23 protein-coding genes and 1 pseudogene are annotated in these 23975 nt (G+C 69.1%); 11 read left to right on the top strand and 13 right to left on the bottom strand.

Translation table 11 applies throughout. The features are described from left to right. Positions 1-17: 17 nt before the first annotated feature. From N416_RS0100215 to N416_RS0100190, 6 genes are all read right to left on the bottom strand, one after another. Positions 18-293, bottom strand: a complete 276-nt coding sequence (locus N416_RS0100215) for a hypothetical protein (protein WP_024440124.1) — start codon at positions 291-293, stop codon at positions 18-20. After that, positions 290-4816 carry a cation-translocating P-type ATPase gene (locus tag N416_RS0100210; RefSeq protein ID WP_231383939.1) on the bottom strand — a complete coding sequence of 1509 codons (4527 nt, stop codon included), beginning with the start codon at positions 4814-4816 and terminating at the stop codon, positions 290-292. The genes N416_RS0100215 and N416_RS0100210 overlap by 4 nt, the downstream gene beginning before the upstream one ends. A gap of 11 nt (positions 4817-4827) precedes the next feature. Next, a complete protein-coding gene (locus N416_RS0100205) occupies positions 4828-5334 on the bottom strand; it encodes a hypothetical protein (protein WP_036456809.1) in 507 nt (168 codons plus the stop codon). A gap of 106 nt (positions 5335-5440) precedes the next feature. After that, a complete protein-coding gene (locus tag N416_RS0100200; protein WP_024440121.1) occupies positions 5441-6244 on the bottom strand; it encodes an exodeoxyribonuclease III in 804 nt (267 codons plus the stop codon). Positions 6245-6323: 79 nt separating this feature from the next. Beyond that, positions 6324-7247 (bottom strand): GNAT family N-acetyltransferase, encoded by a 924-nt coding sequence (locus N416_RS0100195; protein WP_024440120.1) that lies wholly within the window; start codon positions 7245-7247, stop codon positions 6324-6326. Between the two features lie 9 nt (positions 7248-7256). Next, the gene (locus N416_RS0100190) at positions 7257-7850 is read right to left on the bottom strand and encodes a peptide deformylase (RefSeq protein WP_024440119.1); all 594 of its coding nucleotides are present in this window, start codon (positions 7848-7850) and stop codon (positions 7257-7259) included. Between the two features lie 215 nt (positions 7851-8065). Between N416_RS0100190 and N416_RS0100185 the strand changes: the two genes are divergently transcribed. The 5 genes from N416_RS0100185 to N416_RS0100165 all read left to right on the top strand — a co-directional run bounded on the left by N416_RS0100185 (position 8066) and on the right by N416_RS0100165 (position 11412). Then, complete coding sequence (locus N416_RS0100185; RefSeq protein ID WP_024440118.1) at positions 8066-8374, top strand: DUF3263 domain-containing protein; 309 nt, start codon at positions 8066-8068, stop codon at positions 8372-8374. A 65-nt stretch (positions 8375-8439) separates the two neighbouring features. After that, a complete protein-coding gene (locus tag N416_RS0100180; protein WP_024440117.1) occupies positions 8440-8910 on the top strand; it encodes a LytR C-terminal domain-containing protein in 471 nt (156 codons plus the stop codon). Positions 8911-8919: 9 nt separating this feature from the next. Beyond that, a complete protein-coding gene (locus N416_RS0100175; protein WP_036456804.1) occupies positions 8920-9630 on the top strand; it encodes a superoxide dismutase family protein in 711 nt (236 codons plus the stop codon). Further along, positions 9611-10774 (top strand): glutamate--cysteine ligase, encoded by a 1164-nt coding sequence (locus N416_RS0100170; protein ID WP_155943294.1) that lies wholly within the window; start codon positions 9611-9613, stop codon positions 10772-10774. The genes N416_RS0100175 and N416_RS0100170 overlap by 20 nt, the downstream gene beginning before the upstream one ends. Then, on the top strand, positions 10774-11412 hold the full coding sequence (locus tag N416_RS0100165; protein ID WP_024440114.1) for an LON peptidase substrate-binding domain-containing protein: 639 nt from the start codon (positions 10774-10776) through the stop codon (positions 11410-11412). Before N416_RS0100170 ends, N416_RS0100165 begins: the two co-directional genes overlap by 1 nt. Before the next feature lie 71 nt (positions 11413-11483). Here N416_RS0100165 and N416_RS0100160 read toward each other — a convergent pair whose 3' ends face one another. Both N416_RS0100160 and N416_RS0100155 read right to left on the bottom strand, forming a co-directional pair. Continuing rightward, a complete protein-coding gene (locus N416_RS0100160; RefSeq protein WP_024440113.1) occupies positions 11484-12323 on the bottom strand; it encodes a mycofactocin-coupled SDR family oxidoreductase in 840 nt (279 codons plus the stop codon). A gap of 77 nt (positions 12324-12400) precedes the next feature. Beyond that, positions 12401-12997, bottom strand: a complete 597-nt coding sequence (locus N416_RS0100155) for a TetR/AcrR family transcriptional regulator (RefSeq protein WP_024440112.1) — start codon at positions 12995-12997, stop codon at positions 12401-12403. Between the two features lie 129 nt (positions 12998-13126). Between N416_RS0100155 and N416_RS0100150 the strand changes: the two genes are divergently transcribed. From N416_RS0100150 to N416_RS23425, 3 genes and pseudogenes are all read left to right on the top strand, one after another. Further along, complete coding sequence (locus N416_RS0100150; protein ID WP_024440111.1) at positions 13127-14407, top strand: cytochrome P450; 1281 nt, start codon at positions 13127-13129, stop codon at positions 14405-14407. 69 nt (positions 14408-14476) lie between these two features. Beyond that, positions 14477-14824: pseudogene (locus N416_RS24330) on the top strand (bleomycin resistance protein); the annotation flags it as partial. Continuing rightward, the gene (locus N416_RS23425; protein WP_046301143.1) at positions 14825-15268 is read left to right on the top strand and encodes an SRPBCC family protein; all 444 of its coding nucleotides are present in this window, start codon (positions 14825-14827) and stop codon (positions 15266-15268) included. 17 nt (positions 15269-15285) lie between these two features. On the opposite strand, the gene N416_RS0100140 is transcribed toward N416_RS23425, so the two are convergent. Then, positions 15286-17490 (bottom strand): AAA family ATPase, encoded by a 2205-nt coding sequence (locus N416_RS0100140; protein WP_024440109.1) that lies wholly within the window; start codon positions 17488-17490, stop codon positions 15286-15288. Between the two features lie 80 nt (positions 17491-17570). On the opposite strand from N416_RS0100140, the gene N416_RS0100135 reads away from it, so the two are divergent. After that, the gene (locus tag N416_RS0100135) at positions 17571-18815 is read left to right on the top strand and encodes an HNH endonuclease signature motif containing protein (RefSeq protein ID WP_024440108.1); all 1245 of its coding nucleotides are present in this window, start codon (positions 17571-17573) and stop codon (positions 18813-18815) included. A gap of 61 nt (positions 18816-18876) precedes the next feature. Then, on the top strand, positions 18877-19431 hold the full coding sequence (locus N416_RS0100130; RefSeq protein WP_036456802.1) for a chorismate mutase: 555 nt from the start codon (positions 18877-18879) through the stop codon (positions 19429-19431). A gap of 9 nt (positions 19432-19440) precedes the next feature. Here N416_RS0100130 and pssA read toward each other — a convergent pair whose 3' ends face one another. The 4 genes from pssA to N416_RS0100110 all read right to left on the bottom strand — a co-directional run bounded on the left by pssA (position 19441) and on the right by N416_RS0100110 (position 23324). Continuing rightward, positions 19441-20343, bottom strand: coding sequence for a CDP-diacylglycerol--serine O-phosphatidyltransferase (gene pssA / locus N416_RS0100125; protein WP_024440106.1), 903 nt, complete (start codon positions 20341-20343; stop codon positions 19441-19443). Continuing rightward, entirely contained in the window at positions 20340-21047 is a 708-nt protein-coding gene (locus N416_RS0100120; RefSeq protein ID WP_024440105.1) for a phosphatidylserine decarboxylase, read from the bottom strand. Before N416_RS0100120 ends, pssA begins: the two co-directional genes overlap by 4 nt. 121 nt (positions 21048-21168) lie before the next feature. Further along, complete coding sequence (gene glp, locus N416_RS0100115; protein ID WP_024440104.1) at positions 21169-22386, bottom strand: gephyrin-like molybdotransferase Glp; 1218 nt, start codon at positions 22384-22386, stop codon at positions 21169-21171. A 14-nt stretch (positions 22387-22400) separates the two neighbouring features. After that, entirely contained in the window at positions 22401-23324 is a 924-nt protein-coding gene (locus N416_RS0100110) for an SDR family NAD(P)-dependent oxidoreductase (RefSeq protein ID WP_024440103.1), read from the bottom strand. A 109-nt stretch (positions 23325-23433) separates the two neighbouring features. Here N416_RS0100110 and N416_RS0100105 point away from each other — a divergent pair, with 109 nt between their 5' ends. After that, complete coding sequence (locus tag N416_RS0100105) at positions 23434-23946, top strand: PH domain-containing protein (RefSeq protein ID WP_125079243.1); 513 nt, start codon at positions 23434-23436, stop codon at positions 23944-23946. The last annotated feature ends 29 nt before the right edge of the window (positions 23947-23975 follow it).

Here is a 23975-nt window from a genome sequence, read left to right as displayed (position 1 = left end):
CCGAGGCTGAACCTCGGCTAGACGTCTTCTAGGGCCTCGCCGAGCTGTTCGAGCACCTCACTGCGGTGGTTGCTGGCCAGAATGTGGCCGGCAGCCACCGCCACGGCCACCGGCCAGTCGATGATCTCGAAAGCCGCCAGCAACGCCAGCCCGCCGTAGTAGGCCAATTGCTCAGGCCGCGGCACCGTCACCTTGCCGAACAGCGGCAATTCAACGGCGAACCCCTCTGCCTCGCGAATGTGGGCCACTGCCTCGCGCTGGGAAGCGCTGCGCCGCGGCTTGTCCGCCATCATGAACCTCCTGGTGGCGACGGGTCGCCGGATGATCGAGCCGCGACCGTTCCGCGGCGGGAGCCAGTGTCCCCATTGTGCACAAGCCGCAGCCGCGGCGCCGGGTGACCGTCGGATGATTCCTGCGGGCGGTCCGGTTGACGCGGCCCGGGCACGATGAACTCCTTCGGCTTGGCCATGTCGTCCCGCGCCCCCGACAGCAGTTTGGGCACCACGGCTGCGCCGACGGTGGCCACCGTCGCCGTACCCAGAGCCTGGGCCCAGCCCAGAGGCCCGATCGGAGTGCAGCCCAGCAGCTGGCTGATACCGGGGATGGTGATCAGCGTCCCCATCATGCCCAGCGAGCCGACAGCGGTCGCCACCACCAGCGGATCACGCGAATCCAGCAGAGTCTGCCCCAGTTGCGTGGCGACCAGCGACACCAACGCCACCGTGGAGGCCCGCTGCGGGCGCCCGGTGACCGAAGCCAGACCCCAGGCGGTCACCGCGGCCGACGCCGTCGTCACGCCGCGCACGCCCACCGTGCGCCACAGCGCGCGTTCGTCGGGACCGTGCCCGCCGGCGGCGGCCTGCTCATTGAGCGAACTGACCGCCAGCGCGGTGGCCGGCAGCGCGTCGGTCAGCATGTTGACCAGCAACAGCTGGCGTGCGTTCAGCGGCGAGCGACCGGTCAGCGCGCTCCCGATGATCGCGAAGGCCACCTCACCGGCATTGCCGCCCAGCAGCACCGCCACCGCGGCCTGTACCCGCTGCCACAGCTCGCGGCCTTCGTCCAACGCATCCAGAAGGGTGTCGATCCGCTCGTCGAGCAGCACTACGTCTGCGGCGGTGCTGGCCGCTTCGCTGCCGTGCGCGACCACCGCGATCCCCACGGTGGCGGCCCGGATCGCCGCGGCGTCGTTGGCTCCGTCGCCGACCATCGCCGACACCTTGCCGGTGCGCTCCAGCGTCTGGACGATCTGCACCTTGTTCTCCGGAGACATCCGGGCGAACACCACGCGCTCGGCGACCGCAACCTCTTGGCCCTTGCGGGACAACGCATCCCACTGCGCGCCTGTGATCACCTGATCGTCGTCGACGTCCAGTCCCAGCTCCCGGGCGATCGCGGTGGCGGTCAGCGGGTGGTCGCCGGTGATGAGCCGCACCGGGATTCGCCGGCGCTTGAGGTCGGCGAGCAGTTCGGTGGCCTCGTCGCGCGGCGTGTCCGACAGACCGAGCAGGCCCACGAAGGTCAGACCGTCGCGGCAGTACTCTGCGATCTCCTCGGGTTCGGGATCGATGCTCAGGGCGGCGCGTTCTGCCGGGGTCAATTGGCGGCGGGCAACCGCAATCACGCGCAGCCCCTCGGCGGCCAAGGTGGCCACCGACTTCTTGATCGCCGGGCCCGCCCCGGCGCACGCCAGCACCACTTCTGGGGCACCCTTGAGGGTCAACTCGGTTCCCCGTATCGAGGCCGAGAACTGACGCCCGGAGCGGAACGGCAGGTGCGCGACCGGCCCTGTCGGTGCGCCGGCGACTCCGGCCAGCGCCGCGCCCTCCACGATGGCGGTGTCGGTGGCGTGCACCTGCCGGGTGCCGTTGGGGACCGGCGCCGCGGCGGCAGCAAAGCGCAGCACGTCGTGCTCGGTGAAACCCGTGGCAGGGTGCACCTGCGACACCCGCAGCCGGTTGCGGCTCAGCGTGCCGGTCTTGTCGAAGCAGACCACGTCGACACGGCCGAGCGCCTCCACCGAACGCGGCACCCGCACCAGCACACCGGCCTTGGTCAGTCGTCGGGCCGACGCCTGCTGTGACAAGGTGGCCACCAGCGGAAGCCCTTCGGGAATAGCTGCGACGCTGACCGCGATGCCGCTGGCCACCGCCTGCCGCAACCCGATCCGGCGGGCCATCCCCAGCCCGGTCACCAGCGCGCCGCCGGCCAGGCTGATCCGCCAGGCCTTGCTGGTCAGCAGGCTCAGCTGATGCTGCAGCCCGATCGCGGACTGATCGCCGGCGACCAGTTCGGCGGCCCGCCTCCCGTGGGTGTCGCCGCCCACCGCGGTCACCAAAGCCACCGCGGTTCCGGTGACGACGGTGGTACCGGCGTAGACCATGCATTCCCGCTCGGCCAGATCGGCACCCGGCGTGGCCTCGACCTGCTTAACCACCGTGAGCGACTCACCGGTCAGCGACGACTCGTCGACCTCCAGGTCGGTCGCGTCGATCAACCGGCCGTCGGCGGGCACCACCTCATGGGAGTGCACCTCGATCACATCGCCGGGCCGCAGTTCCTCGGCCGGAATCTCAACGTGGCTTCCGTCGGGCAGGACCCTGCGCGCCGGCGGAACCTGCTCGTTCAGCAGCACGTTGAGCCGGCGCTCCGCGACCAGGCGCTGCGCGGCCGCGAGCATCGCGTTGCCGCCCAACACCGAACCGACCAGGACCGCGTCGACGGGTGAACCCAGCACCGCGCTGGCCGCGGCCCCCAGCGCCAGCACGGGCGTGATCGGGTCGGACAGTTCACTGCGCACGGCCTGGGCAAACTGCCGCAGCAGCCGCGGCGGCGCGGTTGCCTGCGCCCCGCGGCGGGCCAGATCCACCGCCGCCAGCGCAGCGGCGGCGGCCGGCGCATGGTGGGTGGTGCCGGGCTCATCCAGCTCCGGCGGCGGCAACACCGCCCGGACCTGGTCGACCGACATCGCGTGCCACTCGTGCACCGCCGCCGGCCGCGGCACCGCGGCATCCACGGCACGGCGCGCCAGCCAGTACCCCGAGAGCGCGCCGGCCGCCGCACCCGTGGTCACCGGCCCGGGCCCGCTACCGCGCACCCCGGGCAGCAGTAGCAGCGAGCCCAACGCCGTGGCACCGGTGGAGATCTCCACGCCACGGTGACTGGCGGAGCGGGCCGCGGGCAGCGCGTGCAACACCCGCCAGGCCGCAGCCAGGTCGGTCAGCAACACATCGGCGCACCACGGCGGGACACCTTGTCCCGGCAGCACGCCCAGCGCCACGTCGGCCGCAGCCAGCGCCTCCACGGCTACCGCGGACAGCACCGCGACGTCATGGCCGTCGGCCTGGTAGGCGGTTACCGCGGCGGCCAGCGCCTGGTCTACCGAGGCGCCGTCCAGGGGCCGGATCTCGTCGAAGACCGGCCGCAGCTCCCCGAGCGCGTCGGCCTCCACCGAGAACACCTCGACGTCGGCGCGGCGCGCCTCGGTCACCACCGCGGCGGCCAGCGGCAATAGCGCGGGCTGGAATGACGCCTGCACCCCGGGGCGTGGTCCGATGCGGTGCCAACCCGGTTTGAGGTCGGCGTCGGTCAGGCGTGCCTGGGCCTGCGCCCATGCGGCGCGCAAGTCGTCGTCGTCGGCGCCGCGCACCTGCATCACCCGCAACGTCTCGCCGCATAGCACCCGAGGATCGATGACCACGGTGTCGACGCGGTCGAGTTCACGCAGGCTGCCCGGCCGCAGCACCACCGTGCCGTGGTGATCGGCCAGGCCCCGGCCCAGGGTGGCGGCGAAGGACTCGCGTGCGGTGCGGGTGGCCTTCGGCGCGGTCACCGCGGCGGCCGTGCCGGCCAGGTCGGGATTGCGGGTCGCGGCGCCGATCACCCCAGCGCCCAGGAGTTGTGCCCAGGCGCTGCGGGTCAGGTGGCGCTCGACCGGACCCGGCGGCCGCGGCGCCGGCCGCTGCGGAACGGTCACCGGCGGATGATCGGCGTGGTGGGCGAGCTCCGGCTCGTGGCGGCGCCAGGCGCGGGCCGCGGCGCGTTCCTCCCCGGCGCGCATCGCCTCCACCGACAAGTCCACCGCCAGCGTGGTCGGCGCGGTGTTGAGGGTGTGCACGCCGGCGCTGGCCAGTGCCAACAGCGCATCGGTTGCCTGCTTGCCGAGGCGGTCCTCCAGCAGTCGGCGCACCCGAGGCTGGTAGTCGACGAGGACGACGCCGGCCTCCAAACCGAGCGGCAGGCCCGGCAGGCGCAGCAACCGGCCCACCGTCGCGGCGCCCAAGCCGGCGATGTTGGCGCCGACGGTCAAGGCGCGCAGCGTCTCGGTCATTCCATCGCCGGGCAGACTCACCGGGGCTTGACCGCGGGATTCCGCCGTGCGGTTAGCGAGGCTCGACGCAGGAGAGTCGAAGCTGTGCCGGCTTTCGACGTCGGCCACCACGTGGCACAGTTCACGCACCGAGACGACGTCATCGGCGGTTGAGTCGAGCCCGACCACCAGACGCGACAACGGGTGGTTCAAGCGGACCGAGATCACGCCGGGCAGTGCGCGCGCGGCTTCCACGACGGCGGTCGCCAGCTCGTCACCGGCGGGGCCGTCGAGGCCACGGATCTCGACCCAGGCCCGCCCTTCGCCGCGGAAACAGCGCCGGGACAGCACCGGGCCCCCGTCACCGTTCGGCAGGACAGCCGCGGCAACTCCGGCAGCGGTCTGGACCGAGGCTTCGATCAGCGCTGAGGTCAGTTGGACACCGAAATTCGCTGCGCGCAGCGGCCAGAAGCGGCGGACGGCACGCAGGGAAGAGTCTGAATTCACTCGGTACCCGACTAGTGGCGGGTGCGAGTGCGGTTGCTGCTGGCGCCGCTGCGTGGCTGCCGTGCCGCTGTCTTCTTCGGCTGTGGGGCGCGACGCGCTGACGTCGACGAGTTCGCCGATTTCACCGGCTTCGTCGCCTTCGTCGGCTTTGTCGCCTTCGCCGGCGGCGCCGCCCTGAGCGGCCGTACCGACGCAGTCGAGGCCTGGGCCGACGCCTTGTTGTGATCCGACCGGTTGGTCAGTTGTTTGAGCACCAGTGCGGTGCCGCCCACCGCGACCAACACCGGCCACTCGACCAGCCCGGTCACGCCGAGGGCGCCCAAGGTCAGCGCGGCCGCGGGAGTCGAGTGGCTGCCGGTGCGCAGCCCGCGCTGCACGCCGCCGGCCGCCCCCGTGACACCGCCGATTACCCCGTTGACTGCGGCCCCGCCGATCGCCCCGGCTGCCTCAGTGGTCATGGTGACCGCGCGGCTCGCCGCTCCGGCCACCTTTCTTACCGTCCCTGCGACGGCGTTCATGGGAATTCCCTGCCCTTCAAATGAGCAAATTGGATAATCCGCCTATCCTATGCGCGATTTCGCGATCGGTCCGAAATCCACACCGAATTCATAGAACTGCGGCTTATCAGTCCCGCCGGATCTCGACCAACACCGGCGCGTGGTCACTCGGTGACTTGCCCTTGCGTTCTTCGCGGACGATCTCAGCGTGCGCGACGCGAGTCGCCAGTGCGGGGGAGCCCAGGATGAAGTCGATGCGCATGCCCTGCTTCTTGGGGAACCGCAGCTGGGTGTAGTCCCAATAGGTGTAGACGCCCGGGCCGGGCGTGAAGGGCCGCACCAGATCGAGGAACTGCGCGTCGGCCATCGCCTGGAAGGCCAGACGCTCCGGTGGTGAGACGTGTGTCGCGCCCTCGAAGAACTCCATGCTCCATACGTCGTCGTCCTGGGGAGCGATGTTCCAGTCGCCCACCAGCGCGATGGGCGCCGACGGATCGTCACGCAACCACCCTTCGGCAGTATCGCGCAGCGCCGCAAGCCAATCCAGCTTGTAGGTGTAGTGCGGGTCGTTGAGTGCGCGTCCGTTGGGCACGTAGAGACTCCAGACCCGCACCCCACCGCAGGTGGCGCCCAGCGCGCGCGCCTCCACGGCGGGATCGGCGTCGGCCTTGGCCCATGCCGGTTGGCCGGGAAACCCGACCTCGATGTTGTCCAGGCCGACGCGCGACGCGATCGCCACCCCGTTCCACTGGTTCAGTCCGACATGGGCAACCTCGTAGCCCAACTCGTGAAACGGCAGCGCCGGAAACTGCGCGTCGGTGCACTTGGTCTCCTGCATGGCCAGTACGTCGACCTCGGCACGGGCCAGCCAGTCAGTCACTCGGTCCACCCGAGAGCGGATGGAGTTGACGTTCCAGGTGGCCAGTCGCAGAGCAGTCACGAAGCCACCCTAGTTCGATGGCGGTGACCCGCTGCGCGTGACTTCGTCGCGCTTGCGATCGCCGCTAGAACTAGAGCGCCGACCCGCTGCCCTGCAGCCGGGCATCGATATAGCGGCTGCGGTGCTGGCCTGTGAATCCGATCGCTTCGAAGAACCCGAACACCTGCGGGTCGTTGCTCGGCACCTGCGCGTAACCGCGGGTGGCGCCGCGACCCACCCCCCAGGCCTGCAATGCGCCCCAGATCGCCCGTCCGTAGCCCTGCCGGATCCGGTCGGTGGCCACCCGAACCGCCGTCAGCCCCAGCCACCGCGTCCCGTCCGGGCCCTCGGTGACCGCACCACGCCCCACCGCCATCCCGGGAATCGACGCGAAGATCACCTCACCCTCGACCACCGCGGTCAACACCTCCACCGGTACGTCATGGCCGAATACCGCCAGCCAGTCTGCGTCGGGTTCGCTGATCAGCGCCACCTGGTCCCCGGCCGTCTCGGCGCTCAGCTCGCACACCAGGGTGCGGGTCTCGTGCCGCGTCGGGATGTCCTCGGGCAGCCGCAACAGCCGCTCGGGGACCGCCAGCGTCGGTGGTAGACCACGCCGCGTGTACCAGTCGATGATCGCCGGGATGGTGTTCGCGTGGGCAAACATGTCGAGGGGCACAGCGGAATTGGTGGTGAGGTCGGCGCCGCGGCCCGCCCGCAGGAACCAGCCGTCCAGCCACCGATGGTCACTGCCCGGCCAGGCCAGCGCGGCGGCATGCTCGACGGAACGGATCGTGGAGTTCTTCACCGGCCGGTCGGTCAGCCGGCGCACGTAGAGCACATCGGCATGCCGGCATTCGTGGGTCACGCCATCGGCCGAACGGACCTGCACCAGCGGGCTGGTTGCCACCAGGTGCCCGATCACATCGCCCATCGGAGGCTCCGAACCAGGGGCACGCAGGTAGCGCAGACTCACCCGGACGCCGATCTCAGGGAGTGCGGGCGGTTGGGACACGAGTGCTCGTCAGTGACCGAACGGATCGGGCTCGTCGCCCGGCATCCACGACAGGCCGGGCACGCCCCAGCCGTTGGACTTCACCGTCCGCTTCGCGGCGCGGGCGTTCCGGCCCACCAGCATGTCCAGGTAGAGCAACCCGTCGAGGTGGCCGGTCTCGTGCTGCAGCATCCGGGCGAACAGCCCCGTGCCCTCCAGCGTGACCGGGTTGCCGTCGGCGTCCAGGCCGGTGACCCGCGCCCACTCCGCCCGGCCGGTCGGAAACGATTCGCCGGGCACCGACAGGCAGCCTTCGTCGTCCTCATCGGGGTCGGGCATGGTTTCGGGCCGTTCGGAGGTCTCCAGCACCGGGTTGACCACCACGCCGCGGCGCCGTGTCGTGGAGCGACGGTCGTCGGCGCAGTCGTAGACGAAGACCCGCAGTCCCACGCCGATCTGATTGGCGGCCAAGCCGACGCCGTTGGCGGCGTCCATGGTCTCGTACATCGTCGTGATGAGCTCGCCGAGGTCGGCCGGCAACGAGCCGTCATCGGCGACGGGCACCGGGCTGGTCGGAGTGTGCAGGACGGGATCGCCCACAATGCGGATGGGTAGGACGGCCATGACCGCAAATCTTAGGTGGGCGGTTCAGCGAGGCTCGACGGAGGAGAGGCGAAGCTGGGACCGCCTCCGGCCGAGTGCAGCGGCCACGGCGACGCGCGGGGCGGGCTCCCGGTTCAACACAGCATGCCGTGATTGAATATTCGCTCAGAACACTCCGCCGAAAACAACCGAACGTTTGCAGCGAGAGAACTTTCCGGAAGGGTCCAGGAATCGATATGGACGGCGCCATGGCGCAGGCGAATCGCTCAGGGGACGATTCGGAACCCACCGACGGTCTGAGCCGTCGCGAACACGACATCCTGTCTTTCGAACGGGATTGGTGGAAGTACGCCGGCGCCAAGGAAGAGGCCATCAAGGAACGCTTTGCGCTGTCGGCGACTCGGTACTACCAGGTCCTCAACGCGCTAGTCGACCGGCCCGAAGCGCTGGCCGCCGACCCGATGCTGGTCAAACGGCTGCGTCGGCTGCGCTCCAGCCGCCAGAAGGCGCGTGCCGCGCGCCGGCTCGGGTTCGACATCACCTGATTGCCTGACACGTTGATCGCCGGGCGTTTATAGGTCATGGCCCGCTCCTCGATACAGTGGGCGCAATGAACGACCACGTTCCTGACTCCTCTCGACTCCCACTCCGGGCAATGGTGATGGTGCTGCTGTTCTTGGGCACCGTCTTCCTGCTGGTCGGGTTTCAAGCCCTCGGCTCCTCGAGCACCGACGACGACGCCGACCGTTCGACGACGGCGCAACCCGTCACCACGTCCTCGGCGCCGGCCAAACCCGAACGCCCCGCGCGTAAGTCCGACGTGCGGGTCTTCAACATCTCCGAACAGGCGGGCCTGGCGGGGAACACCGCCGACCGGCTGCGCGAAGCCGGCTGGAACGTGACCGAGATCGGCAACCTCGAACTGCCCGAGGTCACCCAGACCACCGTCTATTTCAGCGACGCCGAGGGTGAGCAGGACGCGGCCCATTCGATCGCCCAGGTGCTGGGAGCGGTCGTCGAGCCGCGCATCCCCGACGTGGCCGAGCAACCACCGGGCGTCATCGTGGTGGTCGCGGGTTAAGCTCCTCGCATGGTCACAGGTCACCGCAGAGCTCTTGCCGCCGTCGTCTTCGCCACCCCGGCCGTGCTGTTGGCGGCGTGCAGTCCCCCCAACGAGGTGCCCTCAGACGTGCCCGGCACCACGCCGGCCATCTGGACCGGGTCGGCGGCGCCGTCGGCCACGGAGTCCGAGTCGGGTGGTTCGGCCGGCGCGGACAATCTCGTCGCGCATCTGACGACCGCCGATGGCGGCCAGGTCGCCACCGCGACGTTCGAATTCAGCAAGTCCGGCGGTAAGGAGTTCGCCACCGTGACCGTGCGGACCACCAGCAGCGGTGTGCTGTCGCCTGGTTTCCACGGCCTGCACGTCCACGCAGTCGGGAAGTGTGAAGCAGAGTCGGTGGCCCCCACCGGCGGCGCGCCCGGCAGCTTCCTGTCGGCCGGCGGCCACTTCCAGGCGCCCGGCCACAGCGAGCACCCGCAGAGCGGTGACCTGACGTCGCTGCAGGTGCGCTCCGACGGCAGTGGGCTGCTGGTCACCACCACCGACTCGTTCACCAAAGCTGAACTGCTGGCTGGCGAGGGAACCTCGATCATCATCCACGCCGACGATGACAACTTCGCCAACATCCCGGCGGACCGCTACACCCAGGTCAATGGCACGCCCGGCCCGGACCAGACCACGCTGACCACCGGAGATGCCGGAAAGCGGATTGCGTGTGGTGTCATCGGCGCCGGATAGCCCGCCGGTCGGGGCTTCGCCGAGATCTGAAGCCCGAATCGAGTTCGCTCGCAGCGCCCGTCCCACCCTCGGCGTGGAATGGGAGCTGGCTCTCGTCGATGCCCAGACGCGTGATCTGAGCAACGAAGCCAGCGCGGTCCTGTCCGAGCTTGGCGAAAACCCGCGCGTGCACAAGGAGTTGCTGCGCAACACCGTCGAGCTCGTCACGGGTATCTGCGACAACACGGGCGAGGCCATCGAGGATCTGCGCCAGACGCTGAAGACGACCCGGCCGATCGTGCACGCCCGGGGGATGGAGCTCTTCGGCGCCGGCGCGCACCCGTTCGCACAGTGGTCGGCGCAGAAGCTGACCGACGCGCCCCGCTACGCCGAGTTGATCAAACGCACCCAGTGGTGGGGCCGGCAGATGTTGATCTGGGGCGTGCACGTCCACGTCGGCATTTCCTCGTCCTACAAGGTGATGCCGATCATCTCGTCGCTGCTGCAGCATTATCCGCACCTGCTGGCGTTGTCCGCGTCATCGCCGTGGTGGGACGGTCACGACACGGGTTACGCCAGCAACCGCGCGATGATGTTCCAGCAGTTGCCCACGGCGGGTCTGCCGTTCCAGTTCCAGACTTGGGCAGAGTTCGAGGGTTTCGTCTACGACCAGAAGAAGACCGGAATCATCGACCACACCAACGAGATCCGTTGGGACATCCGGCCGTCACCACATCTGGGCACCATTGAGGTGCGGGTCTGCGACGGAGTGTCCAACCTGCGCGAGCTGGGCGCCTTGGTGGCGTTGACGCACTGCCTGATCGTCGATCTGGACCGGCGGCTGGAGGCCGATGAGTCCCTGCCCACCATGCCGCCCTGGCACGTGCAGGAGAACAAATGGCGCGCGGCCCGCTACGGGCTGGACGCCGAGATCATCCTTGATGCCGACAGCAACGAGCGGCTGGTCACCGAGGACCTCGACGAGCTGCTGAACCGGCTGGCACCGGTCGCCGCGCGCCTGCACTGCTCCGACGAGTTGGCGGCTGTCGCGGACATCTACCGAACTGGCGCTTCGTACCAGCGTCAGCGCCGGGTCGCCGAGGAACACGACGGTGATCTGCGTGCCGTGGTCGATGCACTGGTGGGCGAGCTCGATATCTCGTGATGGAACTGCCGATGTTCCCGCTGGAATGGGTGTTGCTGCCCGGCGAGGAACTGTCGCTGCGGATCTTCGAGTTGCGTTACACCGTGTTGGTCGGCGACTTGATGCGCAGCGGTGATCCCCGGTTCGGGGTGGTGCTGATCGCTCGGGGCCGAGAGGTGGGCGGCGGTGAGCAGCGCAACGATGTCGGCGCGATGGCCAACATCACCCAGTGCACGGAACTCGGGGCGGGCCGGTACGCGTTGCGTTGCCTGACCGGGGAGCGGATCCGGGTGCGTGAATGGCTCGCCGACGATCCGTACCCGCGGGCGATCACCGAGGTATGGCCTGACGAGCCGTCAGAACCGTTGACGGACAAGCAGTTCGGTGCGCTCGAAGATCGCATCGTCACGCTGCACAAGCGGATGGCCCAAGCCCAGCGACGGTGGGTGATGCCGGGTCGCAACAGTTTGCTGGGCGGTCGCCGGCTGCGCTCGCTGGACCCGGTGCAGCGACTGTACTCGCTGGCTTGCCGCGTCCCGATGGGGGAGGCCGACCGCTACGCGGTGCTGGCGGCGCCGTCGCTGTCGGACCGCTTGTCGGCGCTGTACGAGGCGATCGAAACCGTTTCCGCGCGAGTCGAATTCGACATCCCTCGTTGACCCTGCGTCCAGGGCGTGAAAGTGCGAGTGCGCTGCGCCCGGGACGCAGGGTCGACGGATATTTTGCGGGCCTACTTCAGGCAGCTGCCGGCGTCGACGGTGAGCGTGAGTCCGGTGACATACCGGGCCTCGTCGGAGGCCAGAAACAGCACGGCGTTGCTGATGTCCACCGGCTCCACCCATCCGATCGGCAGCACGTGCATGAGCTGCGCCACGACGGCCATGTCATCCGGTCCGGGGTTCTCCAGGTCCGGGCGGAACAGCTTCATCGTGCCCTCGTTCATGAACAGCGGCGTGTTCACGTTGGTGGGGTGCACCGAGTTGACCCGGATGAAGTGCTGGCCGAGTTCGACGGCGAAGGTGCGCATCAGCCCCACCACGCCGTGTTTTGCCGCGATGTAGTGACCGGTGTGCGGGTAGGCCTTGAGGCCGCCCACCGAGCTGGTCAGCACGATAGAACCGCCGTTGCCGCCAGAGATAAGATGCGGGACAGCGGCTTTGACGGTCTTCCAGACGCCGGACAGGTTGACGTCGATCATGTCCTGCCAGTCGGCCTCGGAGGTTTTGTCCAGGGTCTCGCCACCGTTGCCGATTCCGGCGTTGGCCACTATGACATCGAGGCGCCCGAGCTGCTCGACACCGCCGTCGACCGCAGCCTTGAGCGCGTCGAAGTCACGCACATCGACTTGCGCCGTCACGATGCGGCGGTCCAATCCCTTGACCAGGTCGGCGGTCTCGGCGAGGTCGTCGGGCGTCGCCGCGGGGATGTCCTCGTTGCTGCTGATCCGAGCGCAGACATCGACGGCGATGATGTCGGCACCTTCCTGCGCGAGTCGCACCGCGTGACTGCGCCCCTGGCCGCGGGCCGCGCCGGTGATGAGCGCGACCTTTCCCGCTACTCGTCCACTCATGTCCGCACCTCGTCTCGTTGTTGGTCGATAGATCAGCAAGGCTGGCACCAAAGGGCCAGCCTGTCAACCATCGGTTGCTAGCGGGGGGCGGCGGGCGGCGGCGCCAGCCGGCTCAACTGGCGCTCGATCAGGGCGCGCACTTCGTCGTGCCCCCGGGTGACGCCGACCGCGCTCTCGTTGCATAGGTTGCGGGCGGTTTGGGCGATCAGGATCGAGATCACGACCGGCGGATATTCCTCCAGATCGACGCCGTTGGCGCGCAGTGCCACCGTGACGGCCGCGGTCTCGATGTCGCGTACTCGCTCGGCATAGGCCTTGAGTTCGGTCCGGATCGCCTTGCGGTGGTTGGCCAGTGCCATGAACTCGGTGTTTAAGCTGGTCATACGGGTATCGCTATTGATCTCCCACAGTGTCCGCAGCGGGTCGTCGTCGGTCAGGGCGGCGCGCATCCGCTCCAGCGCGACATCGGCGCCAGCCCTCAACACCTCGACGAACAGGTCATCCATGGTGGGGAAGTAGTAATAGACCAGGGCTTGGCGCACGCCGGCCTCGGCGGCGACCCGCCGCGACGTCGCCGCGGCATAGCCCTCGTCGCGCATCAATCGCGCCGTCGCCTCGATCAGGCGGCGTCGGGTGGCGTTGTCGGTCGTTTTGGCCTTGCGTGGAGCCGCCATTCAGGCCGGCCCGGGGTTGCGGTTGCTTGACCGTCCGGCGCCGCGCGTGGTAGGCATGACGCATTCTAGCAATTTGATCGATCGACCAGTGTGACGAGGTTGCCGCGCGCGCGAAAGGGGTATCGGGAGATGGTGGATCTCGCGGCGGTGGACTACTTCTCCGACCAGGCCGTCACCCAAGATCCCTACGACTACTACGAGTACCTGCGTGCCAAGGGCCCGGTGTTCACCGAGCCACATCACGGTGTCGTGGCTGTCACCGGCTACGACGAGGTGCTCGCCGCGTTCAAAGACCACGACTCATTCTCGGCGGTGAACGCCATCGGCGGGCCGTTTCCACCGCTGCCGTTCGAGCCTGAGGGCGACGACATCACCGAGCAGATCGAGGCGCACCGGCACGAGTTCCCGATCTTCGAGCACGTCGTGGTGATGGATCCGCCGGCGCATACCCGAGCCCGCTCGCTGTTGAGCGGGCTGCTGACTCCCAAGCGGCTCAAGGAGAACGAGGAGTTCATCTGGCAGCTGACCGATACGCAGCTCGACGAATTCATCGGTACCGGCCGCTGTGAGTTCCTGTTCGACTACGCCAAACCGTATGCAACCCTGGCCATCACCGATCTGCTCGGGGTCCCGGAGGAGGATCGCGCGGAGTTCCGCAGTGCGCTGGGTGCCGGGCATCAGGAGGGGCAGCATGTCGGCTCCCTTGATGGGACACCGGTGGGTCTCAATCCTCTGCAGTACCTCGACGGGAAGTTCAGCGGCTACCTCTCCGAGCGGCGGCGGGAGCCTCGTGGGGACGTTCTCAGCGCGCTGGCCGCCGCGACCTACCCCGACGGTTCCACACCGGAACTGCTGGAGGTGGTTCGCCCAGCCACCTTCCTATTCGCTGCCGGTCAGGAAACTGTCACCAAGTTGCTGGGGGCGGCGGTGCAAACCCTGGGCGATCGACCCGAGCTCCAGCAGACGCTGCGAGACAACCCCGCGCTGATCCCGGCCTTCATCGAGGAGGCGCTGCGAATTCAGAGCCCCACCAAGATCGACTTCCGTCTCGCCCGTAAGACCACCACGCTGGGCGGGGTGCCGATCAAAGCCGGCACCGTGCTGATGCTGTGTCTGGGTGCGGCGAACCGGGATCCGCGCAAATTCGCCAGCCCCGACGAGTTCCGGCTGGACCGCAAGAACGTGCGCGAACACATCGCCTTCGGCCGCGGCATCCACACCTGCGCCGGTGCGCCACTGGCCCGGGTCGAAGGGCGCATCACGATCCACCGCATGCTGGACCGGATGCGTGACCTCCGGGTCAGCGAAGCCCACCACGGGCCCGCCGGCCAGCGGCGCTACTCCTACGAGCCCACGTTCCTGCTGCGCGGGCTGACCGAGCTGCACATCGAGTTCGACCCGGTGGGCTAGCCCGCTGGGCTGAATCCGTGGCGCAGGGCCAGCGAGCTTGCCTCGACGTACGCTCACGCTATGGCCGACATCGAGTTCACCTCGGTCGCACCGATCATTTCCGTGCGAGACCTCGACGCTGCACTGGACCGCTACCGTCGGCTCGGGTTCACCGTCAACCACTATGGCGGCCCGGCCCGCTACGGATTCGCCGACCGCGGTCCGGTTTCGTTGCACCTTTCCGAATGGGCCGAACACGATCCACTGCGCACCGCCGCCAGCGTGTACTTCTATGTCGACGACGCCGACGGGCTCTATGCGCAATGGACGGCGTCAGGCGTACCGGGACGGTTTGTCGAACCGGTCGACACCGACTACCAAATCAGGGAATTCGCCTATATCGACCCCGAAGGCACCTTGCATCGAGTCGGCTCGCCACTGCCGGCGAAGGTGGTCAGCGCCAGCAGGGTGATCGCGGCGCCGGCGAAGCTGATCTTCGACTTCATCGCCGACCCGGCCCGGCAGCCGCGCTGGGATGGCAACGCGAATCTGGCCGAAGCCGCACCCGGCCAACGGGTTCATGCCGTCGGAGACGTTTTCACCATGACGCTGACCATGGGAAAGGTCCGGGAGAACCACGTGGTGGAGTTCGAGGAAGGGCGCCGCATCGCCTGGCGCCCGGCGGCCCCCGGGTGTGCGCCGCCGGGACACCTGTGGCGATGGGAGCTCGAGCCGCTCGGGCCGGCGCGCACGCGAGTAACCCACACCTACGACTGGTCGGAGCTGTCCGACCCGAACCGTCTCGCCCGCGCCCGGGACACTACCGCGGACAAGCTCGCCGCCTCACTGTCCCGGCTCGCCGCGCTGGTCGAGGTCTCTTGATTGCCGATACTCCGAACTCAGCGGTTGTCAGCGAAGGAGCGCAGCGCGTCGACCTGAACGGGATCCAGTGAGGGCCGGACGTTCTCGCGTGCCGCGGTGACGTCGGCCACGGTGACATCGGCAGCGTCGATGCTGCGCCGCATTGCGGTCAGGGCGGCTTCGCGTAGCAGTGCCACGCAGTCCGCGGCACTGTAGCCCTCCAGGTCCGCAGCCAGCGCGTCGAGGTCGACGTCGTCATGCAGCGGAACGGATTTCCCGGACACCCGCAGGATCTGCCGGCGAGCGTCGGCATCCGGCGGCTCGACGAACACCAGCTTCTCCAGCCGGCCCGGCCGGGTCAGGGCCGGGTCGATCAGATCGGGGCGGTTGGTGGCACCGACCACCACCACGTCGCGCAGCGGGGTGACGCCGTCGAGTTCGGTGAGCAGCGCGGCCACCACCCGGTCGGTGACCCCCGAATCGAAGCTCTGGCCGCGTCGCGGTGCCAGGGCGTCGATCTCGTCGAGGAAGACCAGTGACGGAGCCGAATCGCGGGCGCGCTGAAACAGATCCCGCACCGCCCGCTCACTGCTGCCCACCCACTTGTCCATCAGCTCCGCGCCTTTGACGGAGTGCACGCTGACGCGACCAGAGCCCGCCAGGGCGCGCACCACGAAGGTCTTGCCGCACCCCGGTGGGCCGTAGAGCAGCACCCCGTGCGGCGGGTCGACGCCGAGGCGGGTGAACGTATCCGGGTGCTGCAGCGGCCACAACACCGCTTCGGTCAGTGCCTGCTTGGTGGCGACCATGTCGCCGACGTCGTCGAGGGTGACGTTTCCCACTTGTAAGCCGACCACCACGTCTGCGGCCGCCGAGCGCGACAGTGGCCGGATCACGCTGAGTGCTCCGACCAGATCCTCCTGGGTGAGCTTGGGTTCCTCATCGTTGTCGCTGGCTCGCGACGCCGCCCGCAGCGCCCCCTCCCGAACCAGTGCGGAAAGGTCTGCGGCCACGAAACCCGGTGTGCGTTCCGCGATCTCACCCAACGCCAGGTCTGCGGTGGGAACCGAGATGAGCAAGGTGGCCAGCAGCGCAGCCCGGGTCGCGCCGTCGGGAAGACTTAGCCGGATCTCGCGATCGCACAATTCCGGCGCCCGCAGTCGGGGATCCACATGGTCCGGCAGCGCCGAGGTAGCGATGAACGCCACCCCTTCGGTGGCCACGACGTTGCGCAGTTCGGCAAGGATCAGCGTTGCCACCGGCTCCGACGGTTCGGGCAACAGCGTGTCGACGTCAGCGATGAGCAGCACTCCGCCGCCGTCGCACACCTGCGTCGCCGCGGAACGCACCGCGGCCAGCCGCTCGTCGGCGGCCAGCGCCCCGATCTCGGGCCCGTCCAGCTCGATCAGCCGGCGGCCCTCGCACACCGCCCGCACCAGGGTCGTCTTGCCCACCCCGGCGGGACCGGACACCAGCACACCGAGATTCGTTCCCGCCCGCAGGGTTTTCAACAGCTGCGGTTCGTCGAGCGCGAGCTTGAGCCATTCGGCGAGTTTGGCGGCCTGCGCCTCGCAGCCCTTGAGTTCGTCGATGGCGATGCGGGCCGGGGCAGCCGGTTTGGCGACGGTGGTGACCGCGGCGGCGGGGCCGTTGCCGAAGGTGACCAGCGAGTTGGGCTGAACGCTGACCGGCCCGGCCGGGTCCACGCCGGTGACCGTCAACAACTCCGAGGTCCAGCTGATACCGACTGCCGATGCCAGCGCGGCGGTGGCCGCCGACGTGGAGGTGCCGGGCCCGAGGTCGCGCGGCAGCAGGGAGACCGCGTCGCCGACCGTCATCACCTTGCCCAGCAGAGCTTGGCGCAGGGTCGTGGGCGACAACGTCTGGGAGGTCAGGGTGGACCCGCTCAGCGTCACCGAGCGGGCACCGTGGACGGTGGCCGCGGCCACGACCACCTGTGTGCCATCGCGCAAGCCGGCGTTGGACAGCGTCACATCGTCGAGCAGCGCCACACCGGCCGGCGCATCCGGACCCGTCAGCCCCGCCACCGCCGACGTCGTGCGAGAACCGGTCAGCGAGACCGCGTCCCACTCCCGGATACCCAGGGCAGCAACGGCTTCGGGATGCAGCCGTACCACGCCACGGCGGGCGTCGACGGCGGAGGTGTTGAGCCGGGCGATCAGGGTCAGGTGCCGGGAGGTATCGACCCAGCGGTCTTCTCCGTACTCTTCGGAGGAACTCACCCGGTCAAATTACGCGGACTTCCTCGTGCGTGGCAATCGACGTGCCCGGCCGTGTCGTACCCCTCTGCGATGCTGATGGCATGTCCTCGATCGCGCCGTCAGCCAGTGCCGAAGTGCATCCGGGCGCGCGTCTTGAGGTGCTCTTCGAGGAGCTGGCCGAGTTGACCGGTCAGCGCAACGCGATCGATGGACGCATCGTGGACATCACTGCAGAGATCGACCGCGAGCAGCTGTGGGGCGCCACCGGAGCGCGGTCTGTCGCTGCGCTGCTGGCCTGGAAGACCGGGGTGTCACCGGGCAATGCCCACACCATCGCCACGGTGGCCCATCGAGCCGAAGAGTTTCCCCGCTGCGTCCAGGGCCTGCGGGACGGTCGCGTCTCCCTCGATCAGGTCGGGGTCATCGCCGGGCGGGCCGCCGACGGTTCCGACGAGCACTACGCCCAGCTAGCCGCCGTGGCCACCGTCAGCCAACTACGCACCGCGGTCAAGCTGGAGCCGCGCCCCGAACCCGATCACCGGCCCGAGCCGGCGCGATCGATCACGAAAGTCACCGACGAGCAGGGCAGCTGCTGGCGGATCAAACTCGATCACCTCGACGCGGCCAAGTTCGATGCGGCACTGCAGTCTCATCTGGACGCCCTGATGGCCGAGTGGAAACACGACCACGAGGGCCGCACAACAGATCAGGCGCCTCCGTTGCCGACTACTGCGGATGCGTTCATGCGTCTGGTCGAGACCGGATGGGACGTCGAGTCCGCACGCCGGCCGCACGGACTCCACACCACGGTGGTAGCGCACCTCGACGTCAAGGACCGGGTCGCGGCACTGCACCTGGGGCCACTGCTGTCGGAAGAGGAACGCCGATACCTGCTGTGCGACGCCAGCTTTGAGGTGTGGTTCGAGCGCGCCGGTGAGGTCATCGGCGCCGGCCGCACCACCCGCGGAATCAGCCGCCGGCTGCGCCGGGCCCTTGAGCACCGTGACCGCTGCTGCGTGGTTCCCGGTTGTGGGGCCACCCGAGGGTTGCACGCCCATCACATCCGGCATTGGGAAGACGGCGGCGAAACCGAACTGAACAACCTGGTGCTGGTCTGCCCTTATCACCACCGGTTACATCACCGCGGTCTGATCACCATCACCGGAGACGCCGCCAGCCTCACCGTCACCGATGACACCGACCGACCACTGAGTGCCGCATTGCTGGCCCGCCCACCCAAGCGGCCCCCGCCCACGGTGGCGCCGTGCCCCGGGCCCACCGGTGAACGCGCCCAATGGTGGTGGTACCAACCCTTCCAACCCCAAGCACCACCGGAACCTAACTAGGTGGTGCCGTCAAACGCTCGACAGCCGCAGTGTGGTTTTGCCACGCGCTTAAATAGAGCCCATGCGGTCACAGACTCTGACGGTGGTGCTCTGCGCGGTCCTGCTGCTGGCCCCTCCGGCCCGGGCCGAGGGTGCCACCCCGTTGTCCGACCTGGTGGATGCGGCGGCCCAGCGGCTCCAGGTCGCCGACGACGTGGCGGCGATCAAATGGCAGACCGGCGGTGCCATCGAGGACCCGGCCCGGGTCGACCAGCAACTGGTGAAGCTGGCGACCGAGGCCGCCGGGAAAGACCTCGACCCCGACTATGTGCGGCGGATCTTCGCCGACCAGATCGCCGCGACCGAGGCCGCCGAGCACTACCGGTTCGCCCAGTGGAAGCTGGACCCGGCGGAGGCCCCGTCCACCGCTCCCGAGCTGGCGGCCTCACGGGCACGCATCGACGGCTTCAACCAGATCATGCTGGCCCAGATCGGCCGCCGATGGGAGCTGCTGCACTCACCCGATTGCGCCGGCCAACTCGACGAGGCAACCCGAACCGTCAGCGACGCACGACAGCTCGACGAGTTCTACCGGCGGGCGTTGTCCTCGGCGACACAGGGCTACTGCGCCCGCTAGTCGCCGGCGCTACCGGCCAGGCTTGCGTAGCCGCAACCGGGCCATCGACTGCCCACTGGGTCGACGGATGCCGCGCCGCACCCCCGGGCGACGGCCCGGCTGTGCCCGGCGAATCGCCCGCCGCGCGGCCCTGCGCTCCCGGGGCGCGTCCTCCCAGGCCTCCGGGTGTGCGGCGACCCAGCGCTGACTGCGGACCGAGAATGGGATGGTGCACAGGTACAGCCCGATCAGCACCAGCACCAGCACGTAGGGGAACAGGAAAGCCGCCGCGGCCACCAGCGCCAGCACCGCCAGCAGGACCGCGGCCAGGTGCGGCGGCACCGACACGGCGTGCATCTTGCGCATCGGGATTCGGCTGACCAGCAGCATCGAGGTGCCCACCACCCAGATGCAGGTGAACCACTGTGACGTCCACCAGCCGTCGCCGAACTGCAGCTTGGCGGCCAGCAGGCCCATCAGGGTGATGGCACCGGCCGGTGCGGGCATCCCGACGAAGAACTCCCGGGTGTAGGCCGGCAGGGTGGCGTCGTCGAGCAGCGTGTTGAACCGGGCCAGCCGCAGCACCACGCACACCGCATACAGCAGCACCACGATCCAGCCCGCCGGCTGTGTCGACAGCAGCGTCACATAGATCACCACCGCGGGCGCCACCCCGAAATCGACGGCGTCAGCAAGGGAGTCGATCTCGGCACCCATCCGCGACTCGGCGTCCAGGATGCGTGCCACCCGGCCGTCCAGACCGTCGAGGATGGCGGCGGCGGCGATCAGCGCCATCGCGAGATGCGGTTGGCCGTCCAGCGCGTACTTGATCGAGGTCAGGCCGGCGCAAATCGCCAGCACCGTCATGGAGCTGGGCAGGATGTGCAGACCCACCGTGCCCCGGCTGCGGGCCTGCTGGGCGGGAGTCGTCATGACAGGTCGGCTAGGACGGTCTCGCCGGCGACCATGCGCTGGCCGACGCCGACCAGCGGTCGCGTTCCGACCGGCAGGTAGACGTCGAGTCGCGAGCCGAAGCGGATCAGGCCGTAGGTATCGCCGATCGCCAGATGGTCACCGGGCCGGGCGTTGCACAGAATGCGCCGGGCGACCAGCCCGGCGACCTGCACGGCGATCACCTCGGCACCTTCGGCGGTACGGATCCGCACGCTGTTGCGCTCGTTGTCCTCGGCGGCTTCTGGGCGGTCCGCGGACCCGAACCGGCCGGCCCGGTGCACCACCTCGATGACCTCACCGCCGATCGGAGCCCGTTGCACGTGGGCGTCGAAGACCGACATGAAGATGCTGACCCGCGGCAGCGGGGTGTCCGGCAGATCCAGCTCCGGTGGCGGGGGTGCCGAGTCGACCAGGCAGACCATGCCGTCGGCCGGGGCCACCACCACACCGGGGCGAGTCGGTGGCACCCGGTGCGGATGCCGGAAGAACCCGGCGCAGGCTCCTGCGGCCAGCAACCCGGCGCCGCGCAGCCACCGCTGGTTGCGTCCCAGCAGCGCCACACCCAGCGCACTGCCGATGAACGGCAGCCCGGCGCTGTGCATCGGCGGCACCGTCGAGCGCACCAGCTCGATCAGGTGCCGAAGACCGCCGGGATCATCTGCTGCGCGGGGGCGTCTGGCCATTGGGACATCTTAGAAGCTGCGGGATCTATGCGGCGGTCCCAGCTTCGGCTCTCCTTCGTCGAGCCTCGCTGAACCGCCGGGATCTATGCGGCGGTCCCAGCTTCGGCTCTCCTGCCGGGCATCAGCCGGTCAGGTCCCAGACTTCCACCTCGGTGCCCACCGGCAGCTCGGTCACCTCGTCAGCGATGTCCAGGAGGCAGTTGGCCGACGCCAGGTAGCGCAGATGGTGCGAGGCCGGCGGCCCGTAGTTGGTGACGGTCCCGGTTTCGTAGTCGAGCAGCCCGCGCCGGAACTGCCGCTTGCCGGCTGGCGAGACCAGCTTCTCGCTCAGTACCGCGGTGCGGCGCGGGCGATCCGGCTTGGGCAGGTCCATCGCCCGGCGCAGCGCGGGCCGGACGAAGACCTCGAAGGACACTTGGGCGCTGACCGGGTTGCCCGGCAGCGTGATGATGGCCGCGGCGCCGACGCGGCCGATGCCCTGCGGCATCCCGGGCTGCATCGCCACCTTGACGAAGTGCACGCCCTGATCGCCGTCGCGCCCGAAGACGTCCTTGACCACCTCGTAGGCTCCCGCGCTGACCCCGCCGCTGGTGATCACCAGATCCACCGCCCCGTCACGTACGCCGTAGCGGTCGAGGACTTCGGTGAACGCTGCGGTGTCGTCGGCGACCGTCACGGCGGCCACCACCTCGGCGCCGGCGTCACGTACCGCGGCCGCCAGCATCACCCCGTTGGATTCATAGATCTGACCGGGCTCCAGCGGCGTGCCGGGTTCGATCAGTTCAGAACCGGTGGAGATCACCAGCACTCGCTGCCGGGGCCGCACCGTCAACTCGGCCAGACCCAGCGCCGAGGCCAGGCCGGCCGCCGGAGCACTGACGAGTTGGCCCGCCCAGAGCACGGTGGCGCCCTCGGCGACGTCGCCGCCGGCCCGGCGGATGTGGCGGCCCTTGGCGGTGGCGGCGTTGATCTGGACCACGTCGGTGCCGCCGTCGGTGGCCTCGACCGGGATCACCCCGTCGGCGCCGTAGGGGATCGGTGCCCCGGTCATGATGCGGTGCGCGGTTCCCGGGGTGATCGTGGGGATATCGGTGCGTCCGGCCGGAATGTCCTCGGTGACGGGCAATCTCACCGGCGTTTCAGGTGTCGCCGTGGCGATGTCGTCGGCGAGCACGGCGTAGCCGTCCATCCCGGAGTTGTCGAAGACCGGCAGCGGGATCGGTGCGATCACGTCCGCGGCCAGTACCAGTCCCTCGGCGTCGGCCAGTGCGACCGTGACCGGTGGTCGGGCCTGGATCAGGTCGGTGACGGCCCGCTGGTGCTCTTCGACGGATCGCATCCCGACAGTCTGACTCAGACCGGGAAGGTGATTCCTGTCAGCTCCTGCGACACCGCCCACAACCGCTGCTGCAACTCGACGTCGTGCGCCTGCTTGCTGGCGTCCACCAGCTTGGGATATCCGCGCTGTTCACCGATGCCGCTCGGACCGAAGTACTGTCCGCCGGTCACCCCGGGGTCGGTGGCGGCACGCAGCGTGGGCAGCGCGCCTATCGCGGCGCTTTGCACGACCAGGGGCGTCAGCAAGCGGTCCGCGGGACGTAGCAACGGCGGCAGGTGCCGGGTCAGTTCGGTGTTGGCGGTGCCGGGGTGCGCGGCGACGGCGATGGTCGAGCGGCGTTTGGCGCCCAGGCGGCGCTGCAGTTCGTAGGTGAACATCAGATTGGCCAGCTTGGACTGCCCGTAGGCGGCGATCCGGTTGTAGCCGTGCTCCCACTGCAGGTCGTCGAAGTGGATCGCGGCCATGATCCGGTGCGCCATACTGCTGACGGTCACCACGCGGGACCCCTTCACCCGCAGCATCCGCGGCAGCAACAGGCCGGTCAGGGCGAAGTGCCCCAGATGGTTGACGCCGAACTGCAGCTCGAAGCCGTCGACGGTGCGCTGTTTGGGCGTGTACATGACGCCGGCGTTGTTGATCAGCAGATCGATGCGGGGGTGGGCGGTGCCCAAGGCCTCGGCGGCTTCGCGGACCGACGCCAGCGAACTGAGATCGAGTTCTTGGACCTCGACGCTTGCCTGCGGGTGCGCGTTGCGGATCCGTTTCGCCGCCGCGCTGCCCTTCTCGAGGTCGCGCACCGCCAGCACCACCAGCGCGCCGTGCCCGGCGAGTATCTCCGCGGTGTGATAGCCGATTCCCGTGTTGGAGCCGGTAATTACCGCGACACGGCCGTTTTGATCCGGCACATCTTCCGCAGCCCATCGGTCCCGGCTACTCATGCGACAACGATACTCAGGTGACGCATCGTGCGCCGGGTGGAATTTCGCCGGTCGCACGGTCGCACGGTCGACGGTGCGGCGCAGCCTGCGTCCTGACATCCTCTCCTACATGGCGCAGCACGCAGACGGGTCTCCGGAGATCAGCCTGGTCGATCCCACCAATCCGCCCAGCTCCCGAGCGCCGTTGGTCTGGGCGCTGGTCGGCGCGGTGCCCTGGCTGTTTCTGGCGCTGCTGCAGGTGGGTTGGGCGATAGCCGACGAGCGGCTGGCCTGGCTGCACGGCGCCGCTATCGGGGTCACCGCCGTGGGGTTTCTGGTCTCGGCGGTGATCGCCCCGCTGTGGCGCTACCAAGTGCACCGGTGGGACGTCAGTGACCAGGCGGTCTACACCCGCACCGGGTGGTTGGTGCAGGAGCGCCGGATCGCGCCGATCTCGCGGGTGCAGACCGTCGACACCTACCGGGGTCCGCTGGACCGTCTGCTGGGGCTGGCCAATGTGCGGGTGACCACCGCGTCGTCGGCGGGCGCGGTGCACATCGTGGCGCTGGATGCCGCCGTGGCCGACCGGATCGTGGCGCAACTGACCGACATCGCTGCGCTGGGTGCCGAGGACGCCACCTAAATAGTCGGCTACGCATCCGGGGTAGCTAC

The organism is Mycobacterium sp. UM_WGJ, assembly GCF_000455125.1.
Taxonomy (GTDB): Bacteria; Actinomycetota; Actinomycetes; order Mycobacteriales; family Mycobacteriaceae; genus Mycobacterium.
The sequence above is the reverse complement of the archived record's forward strand: the minus strand, read 5'-3'. Positions and strand labels throughout refer to the sequence as shown.